The sequence below is a fragment of the Clostridium estertheticum genome (genome assembly GCF_018861295.1).
GTDB lineage: Bacteria > Bacillota > Clostridia > Clostridiales > Clostridiaceae > Clostridium_AD > Clostridium_AD estertheticum_D.
Genome location: NZ_JAHLDM010000004.1, coordinates 150,227 through 167,884, shown reverse-complemented (window position 1 = coordinate 167,884; position 17,658 = coordinate 150,227). Strand labels below are relative to the sequence as shown.

The 17,658-nt window shown below is 30.9% G+C and carries 19 protein-coding genes; 18 read left to right on the top strand and 1 reads right to left on the bottom strand.

Annotation, left to right across the window (positions count from 1 at the left end; genetic code table 11):
* Positions 1 to 165 precede the first annotated feature (165 nt).
* From KPL54_RS06535 to KPL54_RS06495, 9 genes are all read left to right on the top strand, one after another.
* Entirely contained in the window at positions 166 to 1,047 is an 882-nt protein-coding gene (locus tag KPL54_RS06535) for a hypothetical protein (RefSeq protein ID WP_216105807.1), read from the top strand.
* 397 nt (positions 1,048 to 1,444) lie between these two features.
* On the top strand, positions 1,445 to 1,789 hold the full coding sequence (locus tag KPL54_RS06530) for a hypothetical protein (protein ID WP_216105806.1): 345 nt from the start codon (positions 1,445 to 1,447) through the stop codon (positions 1,787 to 1,789).
* Between the two features lie 493 nt (positions 1,790 to 2,282).
* Positions 2,283 to 2,972, top strand: a complete 690-nt coding sequence (locus KPL54_RS06525) for a response regulator transcription factor (protein ID WP_375372979.1) — start codon at positions 2,283 to 2,285, stop codon at positions 2,970 to 2,972.
* A 121-nt stretch (positions 2,973 to 3,093) separates the two neighbouring features.
* A complete protein-coding gene (locus KPL54_RS06520) occupies positions 3,094 to 4,020 on the top strand; it encodes an ABC transporter ATP-binding protein (RefSeq protein ID WP_216105804.1) in 927 nt (308 codons plus the stop codon).
* Positions 4,017 to 4,793, top strand: coding sequence for an ABC transporter permease (locus KPL54_RS06515; protein ID WP_216105803.1), 777 nt, complete (start codon positions 4,017 to 4,019; stop codon positions 4,791 to 4,793). The genes KPL54_RS06520 and KPL54_RS06515 overlap by 4 nt, the downstream gene beginning before the upstream one ends.
* Positions 4,794 to 4,826: 33 nt before the next feature.
* Positions 4,827 to 5,765, top strand: coding sequence for a sensor histidine kinase (locus KPL54_RS06510; protein ID WP_216105802.1), 939 nt, complete (start codon positions 4,827 to 4,829; stop codon positions 5,763 to 5,765).
* Positions 5,766 to 6,011: 246 nt separating this feature from the next.
* Entirely contained in the window at positions 6,012 to 6,374 is a 363-nt protein-coding gene (locus KPL54_RS06505) for a DUF2089 domain-containing protein (RefSeq protein WP_216105801.1), read from the top strand.
* Positions 6,375 to 6,396: 22 nt separating this feature from the next.
* Positions 6,397 to 6,768, top strand: coding sequence for an SHOCT-like domain-containing protein (locus tag KPL54_RS06500; protein ID WP_216105800.1), 372 nt, complete (start codon positions 6,397 to 6,399; stop codon positions 6,766 to 6,768).
* Positions 6,769 to 6,792: 24 nt separating this feature from the next.
* Positions 6,793 to 7,053, top strand: a complete 261-nt coding sequence (locus KPL54_RS06495; protein ID WP_216105799.1) for a hypothetical protein — start codon at positions 6,793 to 6,795, stop codon at positions 7,051 to 7,053.
* A 272-nt stretch (positions 7,054 to 7,325) separates the two neighbouring features.
* Here the strand turns inward: KPL54_RS06495 and trhA are convergent, their stop codons facing one another.
* Positions 7,326 to 7,973 (bottom strand): PAQR family membrane homeostasis protein TrhA, encoded by a 648-nt coding sequence (gene trhA, locus KPL54_RS06490; RefSeq protein WP_253203367.1) that lies wholly within the window; start codon positions 7,971 to 7,973, stop codon positions 7,326 to 7,328.
* Positions 7,974 to 8,217: 244 nt separating this feature from the next.
* On the opposite strand from trhA, the gene KPL54_RS06485 reads away from it, so the two are divergent.
* From KPL54_RS06485 to KPL54_RS06445, 9 genes are all read left to right on the top strand, one after another.
* Positions 8,218 to 8,784: a TetR/AcrR family transcriptional regulator gene (locus KPL54_RS06485; protein WP_216105798.1), complete on the top strand. Its 567-nt coding sequence runs from the start codon at positions 8,218 to 8,220 to the stop codon at positions 8,782 to 8,784.
* Between the two features lie 218 nt (positions 8,785 to 9,002).
* Positions 9,003 to 10,049 carry a LacI family DNA-binding transcriptional regulator gene (locus tag KPL54_RS06480; protein ID WP_216105797.1) on the top strand — a complete coding sequence of 349 codons (1,047 nt, stop codon included), beginning with the start codon at positions 9,003 to 9,005 and terminating at the stop codon, positions 10,047 to 10,049.
* A gap of 108 nt (positions 10,050 to 10,157) precedes the next feature.
* A complete protein-coding gene (locus KPL54_RS06475) occupies positions 10,158 to 10,637 on the top strand; it encodes a hypothetical protein (RefSeq protein ID WP_216105796.1) in 480 nt (159 codons plus the stop codon).
* A 9-nt stretch (positions 10,638 to 10,646) separates the two neighbouring features.
* Positions 10,647 to 12,350, top strand: a complete 1,704-nt coding sequence (locus KPL54_RS06470) for a heparinase II/III family protein (protein ID WP_216105795.1) — start codon at positions 10,647 to 10,649, stop codon at positions 12,348 to 12,350.
* Positions 12,351 to 12,463: 113 nt separating this feature from the next.
* Complete coding sequence (locus tag KPL54_RS06465; RefSeq protein WP_216105794.1) at positions 12,464 to 13,750, top strand: ABC transporter substrate-binding protein; 1,287 nt, start codon at positions 12,464 to 12,466, stop codon at positions 13,748 to 13,750.
* Between the two features lie 101 nt (positions 13,751 to 13,851).
* Positions 13,852 to 14,778, top strand: coding sequence for a carbohydrate ABC transporter permease (locus KPL54_RS06460; protein WP_216105793.1), 927 nt, complete (start codon positions 13,852 to 13,854; stop codon positions 14,776 to 14,778).
* 47 nt (positions 14,779 to 14,825) lie between these two features.
* Entirely contained in the window at positions 14,826 to 15,674 is an 849-nt protein-coding gene (locus tag KPL54_RS06455; RefSeq protein ID WP_216105852.1) for a carbohydrate ABC transporter permease, read from the top strand.
* A gap of 80 nt (positions 15,675 to 15,754) precedes the next feature.
* Positions 15,755 to 16,426, top strand: a complete 672-nt coding sequence (locus tag KPL54_RS06450; RefSeq protein WP_216105792.1) for a DUF624 domain-containing protein — start codon at positions 15,755 to 15,757, stop codon at positions 16,424 to 16,426.
* A gap of 63 nt (positions 16,427 to 16,489) precedes the next feature.
* Positions 16,490 to 17,620, top strand: coding sequence for a glycoside hydrolase family 88 protein (locus KPL54_RS06445; RefSeq protein WP_216105791.1), 1,131 nt, complete (start codon positions 16,490 to 16,492; stop codon positions 17,618 to 17,620).
* Positions 17,621 to 17,658 lie beyond the last annotated feature (38 nt).

The window sequence follows — 17,658 nt, the reverse complement described above, 5'->3', positions numbered from 1 at the left end:
TCACTTTGGAATTAGATTTATATTTAGGCTATGTTGAAGAGTAGTTAAAGAGTAGTGTTGAAAATTATACACACCAATTATAGCCAATATTATCCTTTCGTTGTATAATGGAGTTAATTCGGACTTTTAATTATTAACGTGGAATTTACAAAGGAGAGGTAACGTATGATAAGTATAATAAAAAAAACAAAAATAAAGTTTTCTAAACGAACTATGATGCTGATAACATTACTTGCAATAGCATTATTCTCAATTTTGGTTGTATCAAAAATAGTAACATCTCCAAGTTTTAATGCAGCAAACATAAAATCATTGGACGATAAAAAAGTTATAGTTATGAAACTCGCAGCATCAGCGGCAGCATCCTCAACAGCTTTATCGTTACTACCCGGAGATGTTGCAACGCCAATCGCTAATCAGATCGCAGAATTAAGTTCTTATTTCATTGTTGTATTGTGTGCAATTTTATTAGAAAAGATGTTAATTGCAGTAGTTGGTTATTTGTCATTTACCTTTATTATTCCTTTTGCTTGTATTTTAGGTGCTTTTTATTTATATAAAAATGAAGTTGTATTAAAAAATCTTGCAATAAAACTAACTATATTTGGAATTATTCTATTTATAGCAATTCCGGCAAGTATAAAAGTAAGTGATTCAATTTATTCTTCTTACCAAACTTCAATAGAACAAACGGTTGAAACTGCAAAACAAAACAAAGAATATATAGAAGAAAAGAAAAAAGAATTTTCTAAAGAAGACAAAAATTGGATTGAAAAAATTGGCGATCATATATCCAATTTCACTTCTAAAATAGGGAATGGAATATCTGAAATAACTAAAAAGGGAGAAGATACACTTAGTACATTCATAGGTACAATTGCTGTTCTGATCGTAACCTCTTGTGTTATTCCGATAGTTGTAATACTAATTTTTGCTTGGGTTATTAAAATCTTATTCGGCTTTGATATTAAAGGGGTACTGCCAGCAAAACGCGAAAATAATACGCTAAGAATTAAATCTAATCAAAACAATGATTTAAACCTCTAACGTTGCAAATGAAACGCTTGTTGAGTTTATAATTTTTACTTGCTCAATGTTCGGGGTTATGCTCCTTATGTGGTAATTCACAATATTCATATATGACAAAATAAAGGCAGCCTTGAGAGGTTGCCTTTCAATTTCAACATTATTCTTTAACAGAGCCTTTATTTAACATAAAGATTTTTGGTTTTAAAGGGCTTTGTTGTTTTTGCAGAGGAATTTAATGATAATTAGGCTAAAATCAAGGAACCGGATTGTGAAAGTATGTGCACAATTTAGGTGCAATGATTTTGTGGAATCTGCATTAATATTAGAAAGTAATCTTGTTTGAATATCTATAATGACTTGCTATTAAGAGCGAACATAACACTACCGAAACTAGCGGTAGAAAGGGGAGTTCGCCATGAATCCTCGAAATGTAGTCATTATACCACCCTCATTCCCAAATCAGCGGAGTCGATATTTAGGAACACCAGGAAAAACTCATGTAGTAGGTTATGTCCGTGTTGAAAAAGGAAGTGGTGCTGGTGTGCAGATTCGAAAAAACATCAGACAAATAATTGCAGGTAAACAAGAATGGGAATTATTATATGTAACGATAGACTATTATCAAATCCAAAATCAAGATTCAACATATCGTAGCCTTTTGAACATATGTAAAGCTATAAGAGAAGGTTACGTTGATGTTTTGATTATCCATTGTGATATAACAATTGAGAAGACGGTTATTTTGTCGCAGAAAGCCTAGTTCAGTTTTGCAGGGAATGCGGGATTGAAGTATACATTGCTCGCTACAATTCACTGTTTTAAGTATGCGATTTTATGCTATAACGTATGCTAAATTGTATCAGAATGTGGGTTTAGCCTAATCATCTCATACATAAACAATAATATAGATACAATAGAAAACCCTTGAATTCAGGGGTTTTCGTGTTTTGGTAGAGATAAAAGAGTAGAATCTTTAGGTTTAGAGATTAAATTTATAGGGGTGTGCATTTTTTAGCAGAATTATGAGAGGGCGTATAGCAAAGAAATTGGAAATGAGCATGTTTGATATAAGTGTTCCAATAAAAATAATAAGAAATATTCTTTAACAGATTACTAGATATATAGTATAATTATCAGATAAATGAAGCAGATATAAAATGATTAAATATATAATTTCATGGTTCAAGAGAAGGAACGACGGACTTATCATATGTGATATCGTGAAGATGGAGATGGCAATTTAGAAAGGATTGATGAAAATGAAATACAAGATACTGATTGTAGAAGATGAATCAGATATAAATGGACTGCTGGTTAAGATATTAGAAAAAGCAGAATACCAAACTGTACAAGCTTTTTCGGGTACAGAAGCAAAATTATTATTAGAGAAAGAAATTCCAGATCTTATTTTACTTGACCTTATGCTTCCTGGAATATCAGGAGAGGAACTATTGCATGATATTAGGGAGAATAAACATTATAATGTTCCTGTCCTGGTACTATCATCAAAAAATTCTTTAGGGGATAAAGTATCTTTATTAAAGAATGGTGCAGATGATTACATCACTAAGCCTTTTGAACCAGAGGAAGTGATTGCAAGAGTTCAATCGGCTTTAAGACGTGCAGGGAAAGAATTTAGCTCTAAAAAAATTCTAACATACAAGACTTTACAACTTTATCCTCAATCCAGAAAAGTAACAATTGGTGGAACAGAAATCGTATTAACAGCTCATGAGTATGAAATTCTTTACCTTTTCATGCAAAACCCAGAAAAAGTGTATTCCAGAGAAAGTTTGTATGAATTGGTGTGGCATGGTGGATATTACGGTGAAAATAACACTGTAAATGTTCATGTTAGCAATTTAAGAAAAAAATTAAAAGAAGCGGATTCCGACGGAGACTATATTCAGACCGTATATGGCATTGGATTTAAACTCCAATAAAAAACTTTATGACTTCTTTAAAAGTTTTTTATGACTTATTAAAGACTGAACTGTTATAATATGTTTGTTCAATGAGGAAATCCAATAATTGATAAACTTATTTTTATATGGAGGTAGATAAATGAATGATTATGTTATAGAAACTAAACAAGTTACAAAGGCATATGGTTCGCTCCTTGCATTAGATCATGTAAATATTCATGTGAAAAGAGGAAGTATTTATGGACTAGTTGGTGATAATGGTGCTGGAAAAAGTACCCTTTTAAAATTGTTAGCTGGACATAGCTATGCAACAGATGGAGAAATACAGCTTTTTGGAAAATATGGAGAAAAGGAGTTGGAAAGTACCAGGAAAAAAATAGGGTGCATGATTGAACAGCCTAGTTTTTTTCCCAACATGACCGTAGAACAAATATTAAAGTATTATTGTATTCAAAAGGGGATTCCAGATAGAGAAAAAGTTGATAAAATGGTAAAACTGATGGGCATTACAGAAAAGCGAAACAGTAAATGCAAAAATCTTTCAATGGGACAAAAACAGAGATTAGGTCTTGCGATTGCCATGATGGGAGAACCACAGCTTTTAGTTCTGGACGAGCCTATCAACGGACTAGACCCTAGCGGTATTATCGAATTTCGTAATTTACTACATCGCTTGAATGAGGAAAAGAACATTACAATTCTACTGTCGAGCCACATATTGTCTGAACTTCAACAAATTGCAACCGCATATGGGTTTTTAAACAAAGGGATTTTGATTGAAGAAATCTCGTCACATGCATTACTTGAGAAATGTTCGGATTGTATTGAAATTACAGTATCGGATGTGGAAAAATATTCTGTTGTATTGGAAAGGAATTTTCCAAAAGAAACCTACAAAGTTCTTCCAGAAAACAATATTCGTATCGATAGACCACAGGAGCAAGCAGAAGCTTACAGCAAATTAGCTTCTAAAAACGGGATTTATATAACAGGTATGAGAACAATTCAATCTTCTTTGGAAGATTATTATATGGAATTAAAGAAAAGGGGTGAAGAAAAATTATGAATTATATAAAAAGTGAATTTTATCGGGTATCCCACAGCAGAGGTATTTATTGTTTAACTGCAATTTTAGCAATTCTGTCATTTTTACTGAATGCTGTATTATGCTGGTTTGGAAGAATGGACGGTAAAAGTTTTCGATACGATACAACTTCGTTTTCATATTCAAATTTAGTAGCAAACCCAATGTTTTTTTGTGTTATGGGTGCTGTTATTGGAATTTTTCTCTATGAGGGAAACAGAAAATATGGCAATTTAAAAAATACAATTGCTTTTGGTATTTCCAGAACAAAGGTCTTTGCCGGAGAATGTATTGTAGCCACTGTTTCAGCTATCTTTTCTTTGATTATAGTCATAAGTGTTTATATTATAAGTGCAGTTGTTTTTTTGGAACATACAGGCCCCGTAAATTTGATGGATTTATTGACACAAATTCCAGCCGTATTTTTTATAGCTGTCGCTTCGTTGATTTCGGGAATTGTATGTATAGAAGCATTTGAGAAAGCTTCTACCGGAATTATTATTTGGGTTACAATTTGGTTTATTATTCCTAAAATCTTTTTTTACTTGGGTCTTCGTTTTGATATGATTCGAAATATTGCTATGTGGATGCCCGATAATTTTTTTGGTGCAAATGGAATGAGCGTCAATATGTCACAGAGTATTACTGCATGGGGTACAGCAGAAGGAATGGCTAAATGCTTAATGTCCGGCATAATTGGAACCGTTGTTTTTTCCTTAGTGGGTGTCATATTATTGAGAAAAAGAGAATTGTAATTTATATGTCTGATTTTGGATAGGAGGAGCGAAATGCTGTATATTATTTTAGCTATTATAGGGGGTTATTTTGCATTTCGCTATCTTTCAATTCTATATGCGTTTCGTGAGATAACAAAAGATATACGGGAAATACAAAAGGACCTTACACAAAACCAAATTCTTCATTTGCCGATACCGAATAGGGATTTAGAGAAGGTCTTGTGTTCATTTAATTATACTTTAGATGAAATCAGAAAAGAACGGCAGAATTATGAAAAAAGAGAAAAAGGGTTCCAGAAGCAAATAGAAAATATCAGTCACGATTTACGAACTCCTTTAACTGTAATCTTAGGTTATTTAAAACTTATCAAAAAAACGGATAAAGAACTTAACATGGACAAAGAACTGGCAGAAGCGTTAGAAATTATCGAGCATAAAGCGGAAACCATGAAGATATTGGTAACTCAATTTTATGATTTTTCCCGCTTAAATGCAGGAGATTTTGAATTGACACTGAATAATGTGGATATTTCCAGAACTTTAAAGGAATCTCTTATGGGCAATTACCCAATATTGGAACAATCGCATTTAGCAATAGAGGTTAATATACCAGAACACCCGATATGGGTAATGGCGGAAGATTCTGCACTAGTAAGAATATTTCTTAATTTATTACAAAATGCTGGTAGATATGCCGATAGTTTTCTAAGAATCTCAATGAAAGAAGACGACGAAAATGTATTAATTTCATTCATCAATGATACAAATATGCTTTCTGAAGATGATATTCCACATTTATTTAATAGATTTTATATGCAGGATAGTTCCCGAAATCAAGGCGGTACAGGATTAGGGTTGACAGTTGCAAAATTGCTGGCAGAAGAAATGGGAGGAGTATTGGAAGTTAGTATTGTTGATAAAGAATCATTAAACTCTGAAAAGTATAAATTCACTATTTGCTTTAAATTGTGCATAAAAGTAATAAAATAATAAGGAGGAAGCAATGGAAAACCCTTAAATTCAAGGGCTTTTGTTGTTTTTTGGATAAAACAGAGTAGAATTTTCAGAGCTTTGGGTTATGTATTTTTATATTTTATTGAACTTTTTAATTTAGATAATTAATTTATAAATTAATATATTTAATATTTAAACAAGAAAAAGTAAAAATATTTAATACTAATATTGAATTTATTAAAAAACGGTAGTATAATAAAATTATGGAGAGTGATGATTAGTATGGCATACAAAATAATAACTCAGTGCCCAGTATGTTCTTCCAAACTTACGGTTACAAAGCTAAAATGTAAAAAGTGCGACACTGTTATTGAAAATGACTTTGAATTATCTAAGTTCTCTTATTTAACCATGGAACAGCTAAATTTTGTTGAGGTCTTTATAAAATGCCGAGGTAATATTAAAGATGTTGAAAAGGAACTAGGAATATCTTATCCTACAGTTCGAGGTAAGCTGGAGGATCTAATTGCATCTTTGGGATATACACAAATCAAAGAAAAAGAGGATAACAGTGCTGATGTAATTGATAAGCTTGAAAAGGGAGAAATTACAGCCGAGCAAGCATTAAGTTTATTAAGAAAATAGTATTTAAAGGAGTTGTATTATAATGAATGAAGAGGTAATGAGAGTATTAAAAATGCTAGAAGAGGGAAAAATTGATTCGCAAAAAGCCGGGGAGTTAATAGAAGTTTTAAACGCAACAAAAAAAATTGTTCCAGTTACTGCGAACAATACAGATAAAACACTTAAAATTAAGGTCAACTCATCAACTGGAGATAACGTAAATGTAAATATACCTGTAAAGTTTATAAAAACTTTAGGAAGTGCTATTAAGAGAATACCTAAGGTAGAAGGAGTAGAAGGCATTGAGGACATAGATATACAGGCTATTCTTCAAGCTGTAGGCGAGGGATTAGATGGAAAGATTGTAGATGTGAAAAGTGAAAAGGGAGACATTGTAGAAATTGTAGTTGAGTAGCAGTACCGGAGGTGACTATTATCTATGAGAATTTATATAAGAGAAAAAACAGGCAGGAAGTTTTTTATTCCTGTGCCATTAGGTATTGCAGGTGCTGCTTGCAAAATAGCTGATTTTGTATGTAAGAGGGTAGATAAGCATATTGATGCTCAGACAAAAGAAATACTAGATTGTATAGATTTCAATGAACTTGCAAAAAGCTTGAAGTATTTGAGAGGATACAAGGGACTTAAACTGGTGGAGATAAAATCACAGGAAGGCGATGAGGTAACTATAATTCTGTAGTCTAATTTTTAGTAAAAGAAACTTTGAAGTAAAAAGTTGGTAATAAAATCTTTTAAAAAAATGATATACAATGCTTAAATGAATAGCATTTTGCAAAATCATAGTTATTAGACAGTAAAATCCACAACTAATTAAGATACTTAATTAAAAAAATGTCTAAATAAGTAGACCAATTAATTTAAAGAACAGATCATTGCAAATTTTTAGCAGTAATCTGTTCTTTGATTTTTATAAGAAAATAGGTAATGATATACGTCAAATAATCTAAAGGTTTAACGTATATACATAAGATAATTGAACATCATCCAAAAGTGGCAAAAACTGCCTAAAATTATAAATACATGGAATATTTCATGGAAACCGAACCAAGGTATATTGAAATTAGGCTTTTTTAATCCATAAATGATACCACCAATGCTATAAAAAAGTCCTCCTAAAACGAGCCAGAAAAGACCACCTATAGGTATAGTTTTAATCATTGGATGAAATGCAATTATAATCACCCAACCCATTAATACATATAGTATAGTTGATACAGTTCTTGATTTCCCCGTCGATATAGATTTCCATACAATACCTATTATAGCCAAACCCCATATAACTCCAAACATACTCCATCCCCACCCACCCCTTAAAGGTATTAATGCAATCGGAGTATATGTACCCGCAATTAAAAGATATATTGCCATATGGTCGAAATATCTAAATACTTTTTGAACTTTAGAACCTACTGGTAACATATGATATAAGGAACTCATTGTATAAAGTAATACTAATGTTGTTCCAAAAATTGAAAATGAAACTATATGCCAAGCTGTAGCTTTTAGAGACGAAAATACAACTAATAATACAAGTGCAGCTATAGCGAGTACCCCGCCCACAATATGTATTATTCCACTTACCCTAGTTTTAGAAATCATTTAATCAACTCCTTTGCTATGTAGATCTCGGTACCGAATTTATGTTTATGGTACCAGTATAATTATTATAATTGTTTTTGTCAATACGTGAAACGGCAACTGAGGCAAGGCGAGATAGGAAAATAGAAAAGCTAAATTTGATTTTTTATAATTTTATGTATTGACAAAAGAACCTCTAGTAAATACAATGGTACTGTAAATTCTAAAGCAGTACCTGCGATGTTAGGGGAAGGAATGTAAGTATATGGAGAAAAATATATATCTAAAAACTTTAAAACTTTTTGCAAGCAAAGGATCTCGATTCACGACTGAAGATTTGGCAAGAGAACTCGGTACGAGTAAACGTAAGATTTATTCTTATTTTTCTACCAAAGATGAAATTATAGAAAAAACGATAGAATTTGTTTTTAGTGAAATCATTAGCTCAGATGCTGAAATACTTGAAAATAATGAACTTACGCTTCAAGAAAAAATCAAACTTTATTTTAACAATATACCGGATGCGTACAATCTCGGGTCTATTATTAGACATATGGATGATCTTCAACGATATTATCCCTATTTGTGGGAGAAAGTAAATAATCACCTGAATACTATATGGGATGCAGTTATTCAATTGATAGAGCAAGGTATAAAAAATGGAGAACTTGAAGAAATAGATACTGTTATACTCAAGTTAATGTTGAATGAAACCCTAAAAAAGCTTTTAGACAATGAATTTCTTGCCAAGAATCAGGTCAGCTTTGATTCTGGACTAAAAGCAATAAATAATATTATTTTATATGGCTTAATAAAAAGAAAGGATGATTGAATTGTGCATAATTACAAAATTATTATAATAAATGGGTTAAACAATTTAGTAGACATCCAACAGGAGTTCATCGTCTCTCATCTACACTATTAAACCCACGACAATAGTATTTGTTCTTAAAAAACTATTGACAAAACTATAGAGAGAATGTATTATCTTATTAAGGACTGAAACGGGTTTCATAACTTATTTCAGAAGATCAGAAGGGAAACAAATAAATGAAAAATGATGAAATTATAAAAAAGGATACAACAATTTATGATATAGCAAAAGAAGCTAATGTTTCGCCCGCAACAGTGTCAAGAGTTTTGACAGGGAGTGCTAAAGTAAAGGAAGATAAAAAAGAAAGAGTGCTAGAAATAATAAAATTACATAACTTTCAACCTAATGCAGTAGCAAGAAGTTTGTTTAAAAAAAGATCAATGATGATAGGGGTTATTTTACCTGATATAACCAATCCTTTCTTTTCAACAGTATTTTTAGAAGCTGAGAAAGCTGCTTTAGAATTTGGTTATTCAATGATTTTATGCAATTCTATGGATAGCTCGAAAGTTGAAGCGTTACACATAAAATCATTATCAGAAAAGCAAGTTGATGGAGTAATTTTTATGGGTCACAGAGTGAATGCAGTAAAAACAAACATAAACTATGTATTAGATTTACAAAGACTTGCGAGCAAAATACCGTTTGTGATTATAAATGGGAAGATGACGGGAGTAGATAGTTACAAGATTATTACTAATGAAGAAGATGGCATAATTAAGATAGTTGATTATTTAGTGGGGCTTGGACATAAGGATATTGCTATTTTAGGAGGCATAACAAATTCAACTTCAACTTCAATAAAGCACATGGCATATGCAAAAGCCTTAAAAAAGTATGAGATAAAAGTGGACAAAACTTTTATAGTTAACGAAGGGTTTTCTATTGAAAGTGGTATCACAGCAATGGAGAAACTTCTTAAAGGTAAAAAGGTTCCTACAGCAGTTATTGGTATAAATGATTTAGTAGCGATAGGAGCAATTAGGGCTATAAAATCAGCTGGCATCGAGGTACCGAAAAATATTTCAGTGACAGGCTTTGATGGAACATATATCTCAGAACTTGTTAGTCCACAACTTACAACGGTGTACCAAAGTTATGAGGATATTGGCAGAGAAGCTGTAAATACCATAATTGATGTAATTAAAAATAAGGAAACATCTAAAAATAAAATTATTAAAACAAAACTTATAATAAGAAAATCTTGTAGTACAAAACCCTAAGAGAATTAGGGCTTAAAAAATAATCTTCATGAAACCGGTTTCCTAATGTATAGCGGATATTTTTGGAAGCAAAATATAAACAATTGCAAAGGAGGTGTCTTATAATTATTGATTTATATTAACTTAAATAAAAAAAAGAAAATTGGTACTTCGATTAATATAAATACTTTTATTAATATAAACACTTCCACAATAAAAAAAATTTTAATTATTTGTTTAATAATGATGCTAACGGCCACTTCATATGGGTGTAGTAAAGCGGCAAAATCATCTAGTAATAATGTTACAACTACTTCGCTTAACCAGGAGTTGAAGCAGAAAGCTAAAGTTTATAAAAATGAAGAATATCAGAATGGAAAGGTTCCATTACAAACATATATCAAAATGGAAGGGAAAATTATTCAGACGGACAATAAAAACAAACAAATAGTAACTAAAAGTGATCGCTTTATTTTAGAGAATAATGGGACGAAATATCAAATGATTTGTGGAGAAAAAATAACAGTTAAAGTAGGAGATAAAGTTACTGTTTATGGAACGTATTATGGTTTAGTGCAAGTAGACGAAATTGATGTAATTATGAATTAAGGAGTAATTATGAAATTTATTGAAAATACAATTAATAAATTACTGGTGGAGGAAATATTAGCCGCAAAAGATGATATTTTAAAGATGAAAACTATTCCTAGCATCGATTTAAAAGGATATCAGATATATTTAAAGGAAGGTAATCGTAGCGTTTTTGAAACTCAGTATTTTGAGAGAAGAAGGCTATTAAGTGTAATGGGATTATCCATGTTAATTGAAAAAAACAAAAGTGATATTGAATGTTTAGAAAACATTATCTGGCAAGTATGCTCAGAATATACGTGGGGCTTGCCGGCTCATCTACCAATTAAGGATAATACTTATGAGAAAAATGCTAGATATTGTATAGATTTATTTTCAGCTGAAACAGCACAGACATTAGCAGAATTTTACGAGTTATATAAGGAAGTTTTTTCTACTGAAATTAAAGACAGAATTATATATGAAATTAATAATAGAGTGTTTACACCACTACTAGATAAAAAATGGGACTTTGAAGACAAAGAAAATAATTGGAGTGCAGTTATTGGAAGTTCAGTAGGAATGGCAGCTATAAGTATATTGGGAGACAACCCATTAAGGCAAAAACAGATTTTTCAAAAGGTTGATAAATGTTTAGAAAGTTATTTAAAAGGTTTTAAAAATGATGGGGCTTGCGTAGAAGGAGTTGGCTACTGGGCATACGGGTTTGGATACTATTGCTATTTTGCAGAAAAATATAAATTGGCTTTTAAAAACAATAAATATTTAGAAAACCCATTGTTAAAGAGTATAGCTAATTTCCCAGTGGGTATGGAAATTGGCAGAGGTAAATTTGTACAATTCGCAGATTCAACAATTGCTGAGTTACCAACAGGACTTCTATGTTATTGCAAAAAACAATTTTCAGTATCGCTTCCATATACTAAAAGAGTAAGTGTACTTTACGATAATGAATGTTATAGATGGGCAGAGCTTTCAAGAAACCTATTATGGACAAATAGTACTTTAAACTTGGGTGATACAACGTTTAAAACAAAATACTTTGAAGATGAGCAATGGTTAATAATAAATGAAGAAAATGGATTTTTGTTTGCAGCTAAAGCTGGGAAAAATAATGATTCTCATAATCATAATGATGTAGGTAATTTCGTCTTGGGGTTTAAAGATGAATTGTTTTTAATTGATTTTGGCGCTGGAAAGTATACCAAAGATTACTTCAATGATGAAAAAAGATATAACATGTTAGTTAATCGCTCAATGGGTCACTGTGTTCCAATAATTAATGATAATGAAGAAATTTTTGGAAATTATAAGGCCTCTAATGTAATTATAAATAGATCCAAAGAAAAAGTAACTTTTTCAATGAATTTAGAAAACGTATACCCAATTATTACTAAGCTGATTAGTTTTAATAGAGAGTTTGAGATATATCCTAATAAAAAGTTTATAGATATAAAAGATAATATGTTATTCAATGAAAACGATAACGAAGTTTATCAAAATTTTGTAAGTATTATTAAACCTATAATTAACAATAATATAATAAAGTGGACTGGAAGGTATGGAACTTTAACATTAGAAAGTATCAGTGACATAGACGATGTAGTAGTACTACAAGAAAAAATTACTAATCATTATGGAACTTACGAAACAATATACAGAACATTAATTAGAAAAAGTTTTATTTCAAAAACATATAGTAGTGAGTTAACTTTTTATATAGATACTTAATAATATGGCATCGCAGATGAGGATTAACTAGGTAAAAACTAAAATAGAAACTTGTACTAAACATTACTGTGCAAGATTTTATATATAAATTTAAAATAAATGGGGGAATAATGATGAAAATCAGTAAAAAATTAATGACATTGGTATTAACTACCGCAATTATTGGGACAACACTTGCAGGATGTTCAAGTAAGACTAGTAGTACTCAGAAAAGTAGCAGTGATAAAATACAATTAAGTGTAACCACATGGAATTATGACACCACACCAGAATTTAAGGCTCTATTTGAAGCTTTTCACAAAGCTAACCCTAATATAACCATTAAGCCTATAGATATCGATGCATCTCAGTATGATAATAAGGTAACTACAATGCTCGCAGGAGGAGATTCAACAGATGTATTAACAATGAAAAATACTACTTCTTATTCAGGTTATGCATTCCGTGGACAATTAGAGGACTTAACCACTCATGTAAAACCAAATGTTGCAAATGCTAATTATAAGGGAGCATATGATTATCTTAAAATAGATGACAAATATTATGCGCAGCCTTATAGAACTGATTTCTTTGTTTTATATTATAACAAAACTATGTTTGATAAAGCGAAAATTGCTTACCCAGAGAATTTAACATGGGATCAATATGCAACACTTGCACAAAAGTTAACAGTAGGTACTGGATCTACTAAACAATATGGAGCATATAATCATACTTGGCGTTCGATTGTTCAAGCGACAGCTAGTGCCCAGACTAATTCAGATTTAGTAAGTGGAAAATATGATTTTATGAAACCATATTATGAAACATTTTTGAAAATGCAGAAAAGTGGTTCTTCAATGGAGTATGGTACTGCAAAATCAACTAGCAGCACATATGCTTCACAGTTTGAAACAGGAAAAGCTGCTATGCTTCCAATGGGTACATGGTATATGGCAGGTGTCCTAAATTCAAAGAAAAAGGGAGCTACGGATGTTAATTGGGGAATAACTGCAATGCCACAAAATGAATCTAATGGTAAAGTTACAACATTCGGTTCTCCAACAGCATTTGCTATCAATAAAAGTTCTAAACAAAAGGAAGCAGCACAAAAATTCCTAGATTTCGCAAGTGGTGAAAAGGGAGCTACAGTACTCGCTAGTGTTGGTGTTGTACCAGCTTATAGAACAGATGTTATAAATAAGAGTTATTTTGATTTAAAGGGAATGCCTACAGATGCAATTTCTAAAAAAGCATTTTCACCTGATAAAATTGCCCTTGAGATGCCAGTAAATAAACATTCGGCAGCAATAGATCAAATACTTACAGAAGAACATGATTTGATTATGGTGGGAGGTTCAACTATAGATAAGGCAATAGCAAGTATGTCTAAAAGAGTACTCCAAGAAATAAAAGAGTAGTGGTTTATAGGTAGTGTATGGTTTATTAAATTATACACTACCACTTCTATTAGAATAGAGAGGAGGTCTGTGAGGGTTTTTATAATCTAAGCAGAATGTATATGGATAATAATGTTGAAGTTATACCAATAAATAATAAAAATTTTCCGAGTAAAAGAAATAAACAAAGCAGAAAAAATCTTTTGACAGCTTGGTCATTTATAATACCTAATTTTGCTGGGTTTTTCATATTTACATTAATCCCCATTATAGCATCATTCATTTTAGCATTTATGAAATGGGATTCATTTAATCCACCTAAATTTGTTGGCCTATCAAACTTTACAAAGATGTTCTCAGATGATACTTTTAGAATTTCTTTGTTTAATACATTTTATTACGCGGTGTTTGTTGTTCCATTAAGTTTAATATTTTCGCTGGGGCTTGCAATATTACTCAATAAAAAAATCCATGGTGTAAAAGTCTTTAGAACAGCAATATTTTTTCCTTATGTTACATCATTGGTTGCAGTTGCAGTTGTTTGGAATATGCTTTTCCACCCAACACTTGGACCTATTAATCAGTTTTTAAGAGCTATTGGGATTTTAAATCCTCCAGGATGGACTTCTAGTGTTAGCTTTGCTATGCCAGCTATAATAATTACAAGTGTATGGAGAGGTATGGGCTATTATATGATTTTATATCTTGCTGGACTTCAAGGTATACCTCAAGAATTATATGAAGCAGCGTCTATTGATGGGGCGAATAAGTGGAAACAATTTTGGAATGTTACAATTCCTATATTACGTCCGACTACCTTTTTCGTTACCATAATGCTTACAATATCTAGTTTTAAAGTTTTTGATTTAATTCAGGTTATGACTAATGGTGGACCAGGAAGGTCTACAAACGTATTAGTATATGAAATTTATAATGAAGCATTTGTAAAATTCAACTTTGGGTATGCTTCTGCAATTTCACTTGTTTTATTTGTAATTGTATTAGGTATCACAATTATTCAGTTTAAATTAGATGATAACAATAATTAAAGTATAAAATAAACATATTTAAGTTTAAGGAGTGATCTCAATTGCTTATGAATCTAAAAACAAATAAGAAAGGAAATAAGGAGCTACTTACAAAAGGTTTTATATTCACCTTTTTGTTAATCTTATCTTTGTTAATATTAGTGCCATTTTTCTGGATGATTTCATCATCTTTAAAAATTGATAATGAAGTATTCACAGTTCCTATACAATGGTTACCTAATAAAATTCAGTGGAGTAACTACAGTAAAATATGGACTGTTATACCATTTGCAACTTTTTATAAAAATACGGTAATTTTAAGTGTAACTATTACTATACTTCAACTTCTTACAAGTAGTTTTGCTGCCTATGGATTTTCTAAACTTCGGTTTCCAGGTAGAGATGCATTATTTCTTGCATATATAGGTACTATTGCAGTTCCTTGGCAGGCATATATGATACCACAATTTATTATGATGAGAAGTATGGGACTAACAGATAAATTAGTATCGTTAGTATTGCTACAGGCATTTAGTGCCTTCGGTGTATTCCTCTTAAGACAGTTTTATATGACTATTCCTGACGAATTATGTGAGGCTGCTAGAATTGATGGTCTAAGTGAATATGGAATATTTTTTAGAATAATGTTGCCTTTAAGTAAACCGGCATTAGCCAGTTTAACTATTTTAACTTTTGTAAATACATGGAATGATTATATGGGTCCATTTATTTACTTGTCATCAACAGAAAACAAGACTATTCAATTAGGACTTAAAATGTTTGTTTCTTTGTATGATGCACAGTATTCATTAATAATGGCAGCATCGGTTGTATCCATTTTACCAATTGCTATAGTGTTTTTGACACTGCAAAAATACTTTATTCAAGGAATTGCAACATCAGGAATGAAGGGATAAAATAAGCTCTCGTCTGCATGTAACCTAGGTGAATTATGAGGCGAGAGATACCTAGTAAATTAGAAAGGAGTGAATAACTTTTGAAGAAAGAAAATTTTATGAATTATAGTATCTATTCAAGAATATTTGAGGCTGTTTACTATTTCCTTATGATGAATATTTATTTTGCAGTTACCAATATATTATTTTTAATAGTTGTTGGTTTGGTTTCTTTTAATAGTAATCATATTTTGATTTATGCTATTTCACTTATTCCAACGGGTCCGGCTCTTGTTGCATTAATATCTTGTTTGAATAAATATCATAAAGAAAAGGATTTGAATGTAACAAAAGATTTTTTTACATATTATATTCAATCTTTTAAAAAATCAATTACTGTTTGGTTATTTTCATTAATTATATTAACTATTGTTATCTTAGATTACTTTTTTCTAATGAAGACCAAATATGTTATTATATTCACTCCTATTCTCTTTATAATATTTAATATAGTTTTAAGTACTACTATTAATTATTTCACTTTTCTTGTGAAAAATAGACAGTCTAGCATTAAAGATATATTAAGAATTTCATTTTTCTTTACCTTTAAAAAATTCTATATTGGTTTTGTAAACAACATTGTTGTTTTAAGTATATTGTTTATAACAATACTTAAACCGTTATTATCGGTGATCTTTTTAGTAAGTATATTTGTATATTTAATTTATATAAACAACAATAATTTATATAAAACACCAATAAAAGAGAAATAATTTTAGCAGATGATTAAAAGAAGCAAAAAATAAAAACAATAGGATAGGGCGGGATAATTTATTATGGAGATTAATTGGAAAAAAGAGGCGTGGAATTTTATTGAAGAGAAAACTACATTAAATAATGATAGAATTGGTGTGAATTTTCCTCATGTAAGTGAAAACAAACACTATAAATTAGAAAACGAACAATGGTGGACAGCGGGTTTTTGGCCAGGAATTTTATGGCAGGTATATCTTAAAAACAAGAATGAAAAATTAAAGATTACAGCAGAAAAATGTGAAATGAAAATGGAGCATTTACTTTGTGATACGGAGATTATAGATCATGATTTAGGTTTTATGTGGATACTAACAAGTTTAGCTAATTATAAAATAACAGGAAATAAAGAGTCTAGGCGAAGAGCATTACTTGCAGCTAATCTTTTGATGGGAAGATTTAATATAAAAGGGAACTATATTCGTGCCTGGAATGCTTGGAAAGGAAATAAAGATAATACTGGTGTAGTAATTATTGATTGTATGATGAATTTACCATTGCTTTATTGGGCATCAGAAGAAACAGGAGACCCAAGGTTTAAGCATGTTGCAGAGAAAAATGGTGAAATGGTACTAGAAAATTTTATAAGAGCAGATGGTTCAGTGCAGCATATGGTTATTTTTGATTCGGAAACAGGGGAAGTAATTGAAAAGGCTGGAGGACAAGGATTTGATGTTAATAGTGCATGGGCAAGAGGCTGTGCATGGGCAATTTATGGCCTAACACTTTCCTACAAATACACTAAAAATAATGAATTTTTGGAGGCAGCAAAAAAAACAGCACATTATTTTATTGCTAATATGAAAGATGATAAATGTCCTGTTTGGGATTTTAGATTGCCCAAGGATGGCGAGATAAAATACAAATATCCTGATTCTTCAGCAGGTGCAATAGCAGCATGTGGGTTACTTCTTTTATCAAAATATGTGACCAAGTTTGAATCTTCATTATACATGGAGGCTGGGGAAAACATGCTGAAGAACCTATATTATGAATGCGCAACAAATGACGATATAGAGGAGGAAGGTTTAATTAAGCATGCCACTGGACATTTTCCAGAACAAAAAAATTTAGATGTACCAATAATATATGGAGATTACTTTTTTACAGAGGGTATAGCCATGCTAAATGGAGAAAAAATGTTATTTTGGTAATAACTAAAATTAACAATATTAATTTATAATAATAAAAT

Bases quoted from the DNA above. Each gene is read 5' to 3' on its own strand.
- KPL54_RS06535 (WP_216105807.1), top strand. From the start codon at position 166: ATGATAAGTATAATAAAAAAAACAAAAATAAAGTTTTCTAAACGAACT.
- KPL54_RS06530 (WP_216105806.1), top strand. From the start codon at position 1,445: ATGAATCCTCGAAATGTAGTCATTATACCACCCTCATTCCCAAATCAG.
- KPL54_RS06525 (WP_375372979.1), top strand. From the start codon at position 2,283: ATGAAAATGAAATACAAGATACTGATTGTAGAAGATGAATCAGATATA.
- KPL54_RS06520 (WP_216105804.1), top strand. From the start codon at position 3,094: ATGAATGATTATGTTATAGAAACTAAACAAGTTACAAAGGCATATGGT.
- KPL54_RS06515 (WP_216105803.1), top strand. From the start codon at position 4,017: ATGAATTATATAAAAAGTGAATTTTATCGGGTATCCCACAGCAGAGGT.
- KPL54_RS06510 (WP_216105802.1), top strand. From the start codon at position 4,827: ATGCTGTATATTATTTTAGCTATTATAGGGGGTTATTTTGCATTTCGC.
- KPL54_RS06505 (WP_216105801.1), top strand. From the start codon at position 6,012: ATGGCATACAAAATAATAACTCAGTGCCCAGTATGTTCTTCCAAACTT.
- KPL54_RS06500 (WP_216105800.1), top strand. From the start codon at position 6,397: ATGAATGAAGAGGTAATGAGAGTATTAAAAATGCTAGAAGAGGGAAAA.
- KPL54_RS06495 (WP_216105799.1), top strand. From the start codon at position 6,793: ATGAGAATTTATATAAGAGAAAAAACAGGCAGGAAGTTTTTTATTCCT.
- trhA (WP_253203367.1), bottom strand. From the start codon at position 7,973: ATGATTTCTAAAACTAGGGTAAGTGGAATAATACATATTGTGGGCGGG.
- KPL54_RS06485 (WP_216105798.1), top strand. From the start codon at position 8,218: ATGGAGAAAAATATATATCTAAAAACTTTAAAACTTTTTGCAAGCAAA.
- KPL54_RS06480 (WP_216105797.1), top strand. From the start codon at position 9,003: ATGAAAAATGATGAAATTATAAAAAAGGATACAACAATTTATGATATA.
- KPL54_RS06470 (WP_216105795.1), top strand. From the start codon at position 10,647: ATGAAATTTATTGAAAATACAATTAATAAATTACTGGTGGAGGAAATA.
- KPL54_RS06465 (WP_216105794.1), top strand. From the start codon at position 12,464: ATGAAAATCAGTAAAAAATTAATGACATTGGTATTAACTACCGCAATT.
- KPL54_RS06460 (WP_216105793.1), top strand. From the start codon at position 13,852: ATGGATAATAATGTTGAAGTTATACCAATAAATAATAAAAATTTTCCG.
- KPL54_RS06455 (WP_216105852.1), top strand. From the start codon at position 14,826: ATGAATCTAAAAACAAATAAGAAAGGAAATAAGGAGCTACTTACAAAA.
- KPL54_RS06445 (WP_216105791.1), top strand. From the start codon at position 16,490: ATGGAGATTAATTGGAAAAAAGAGGCGTGGAATTTTATTGAAGAGAAA.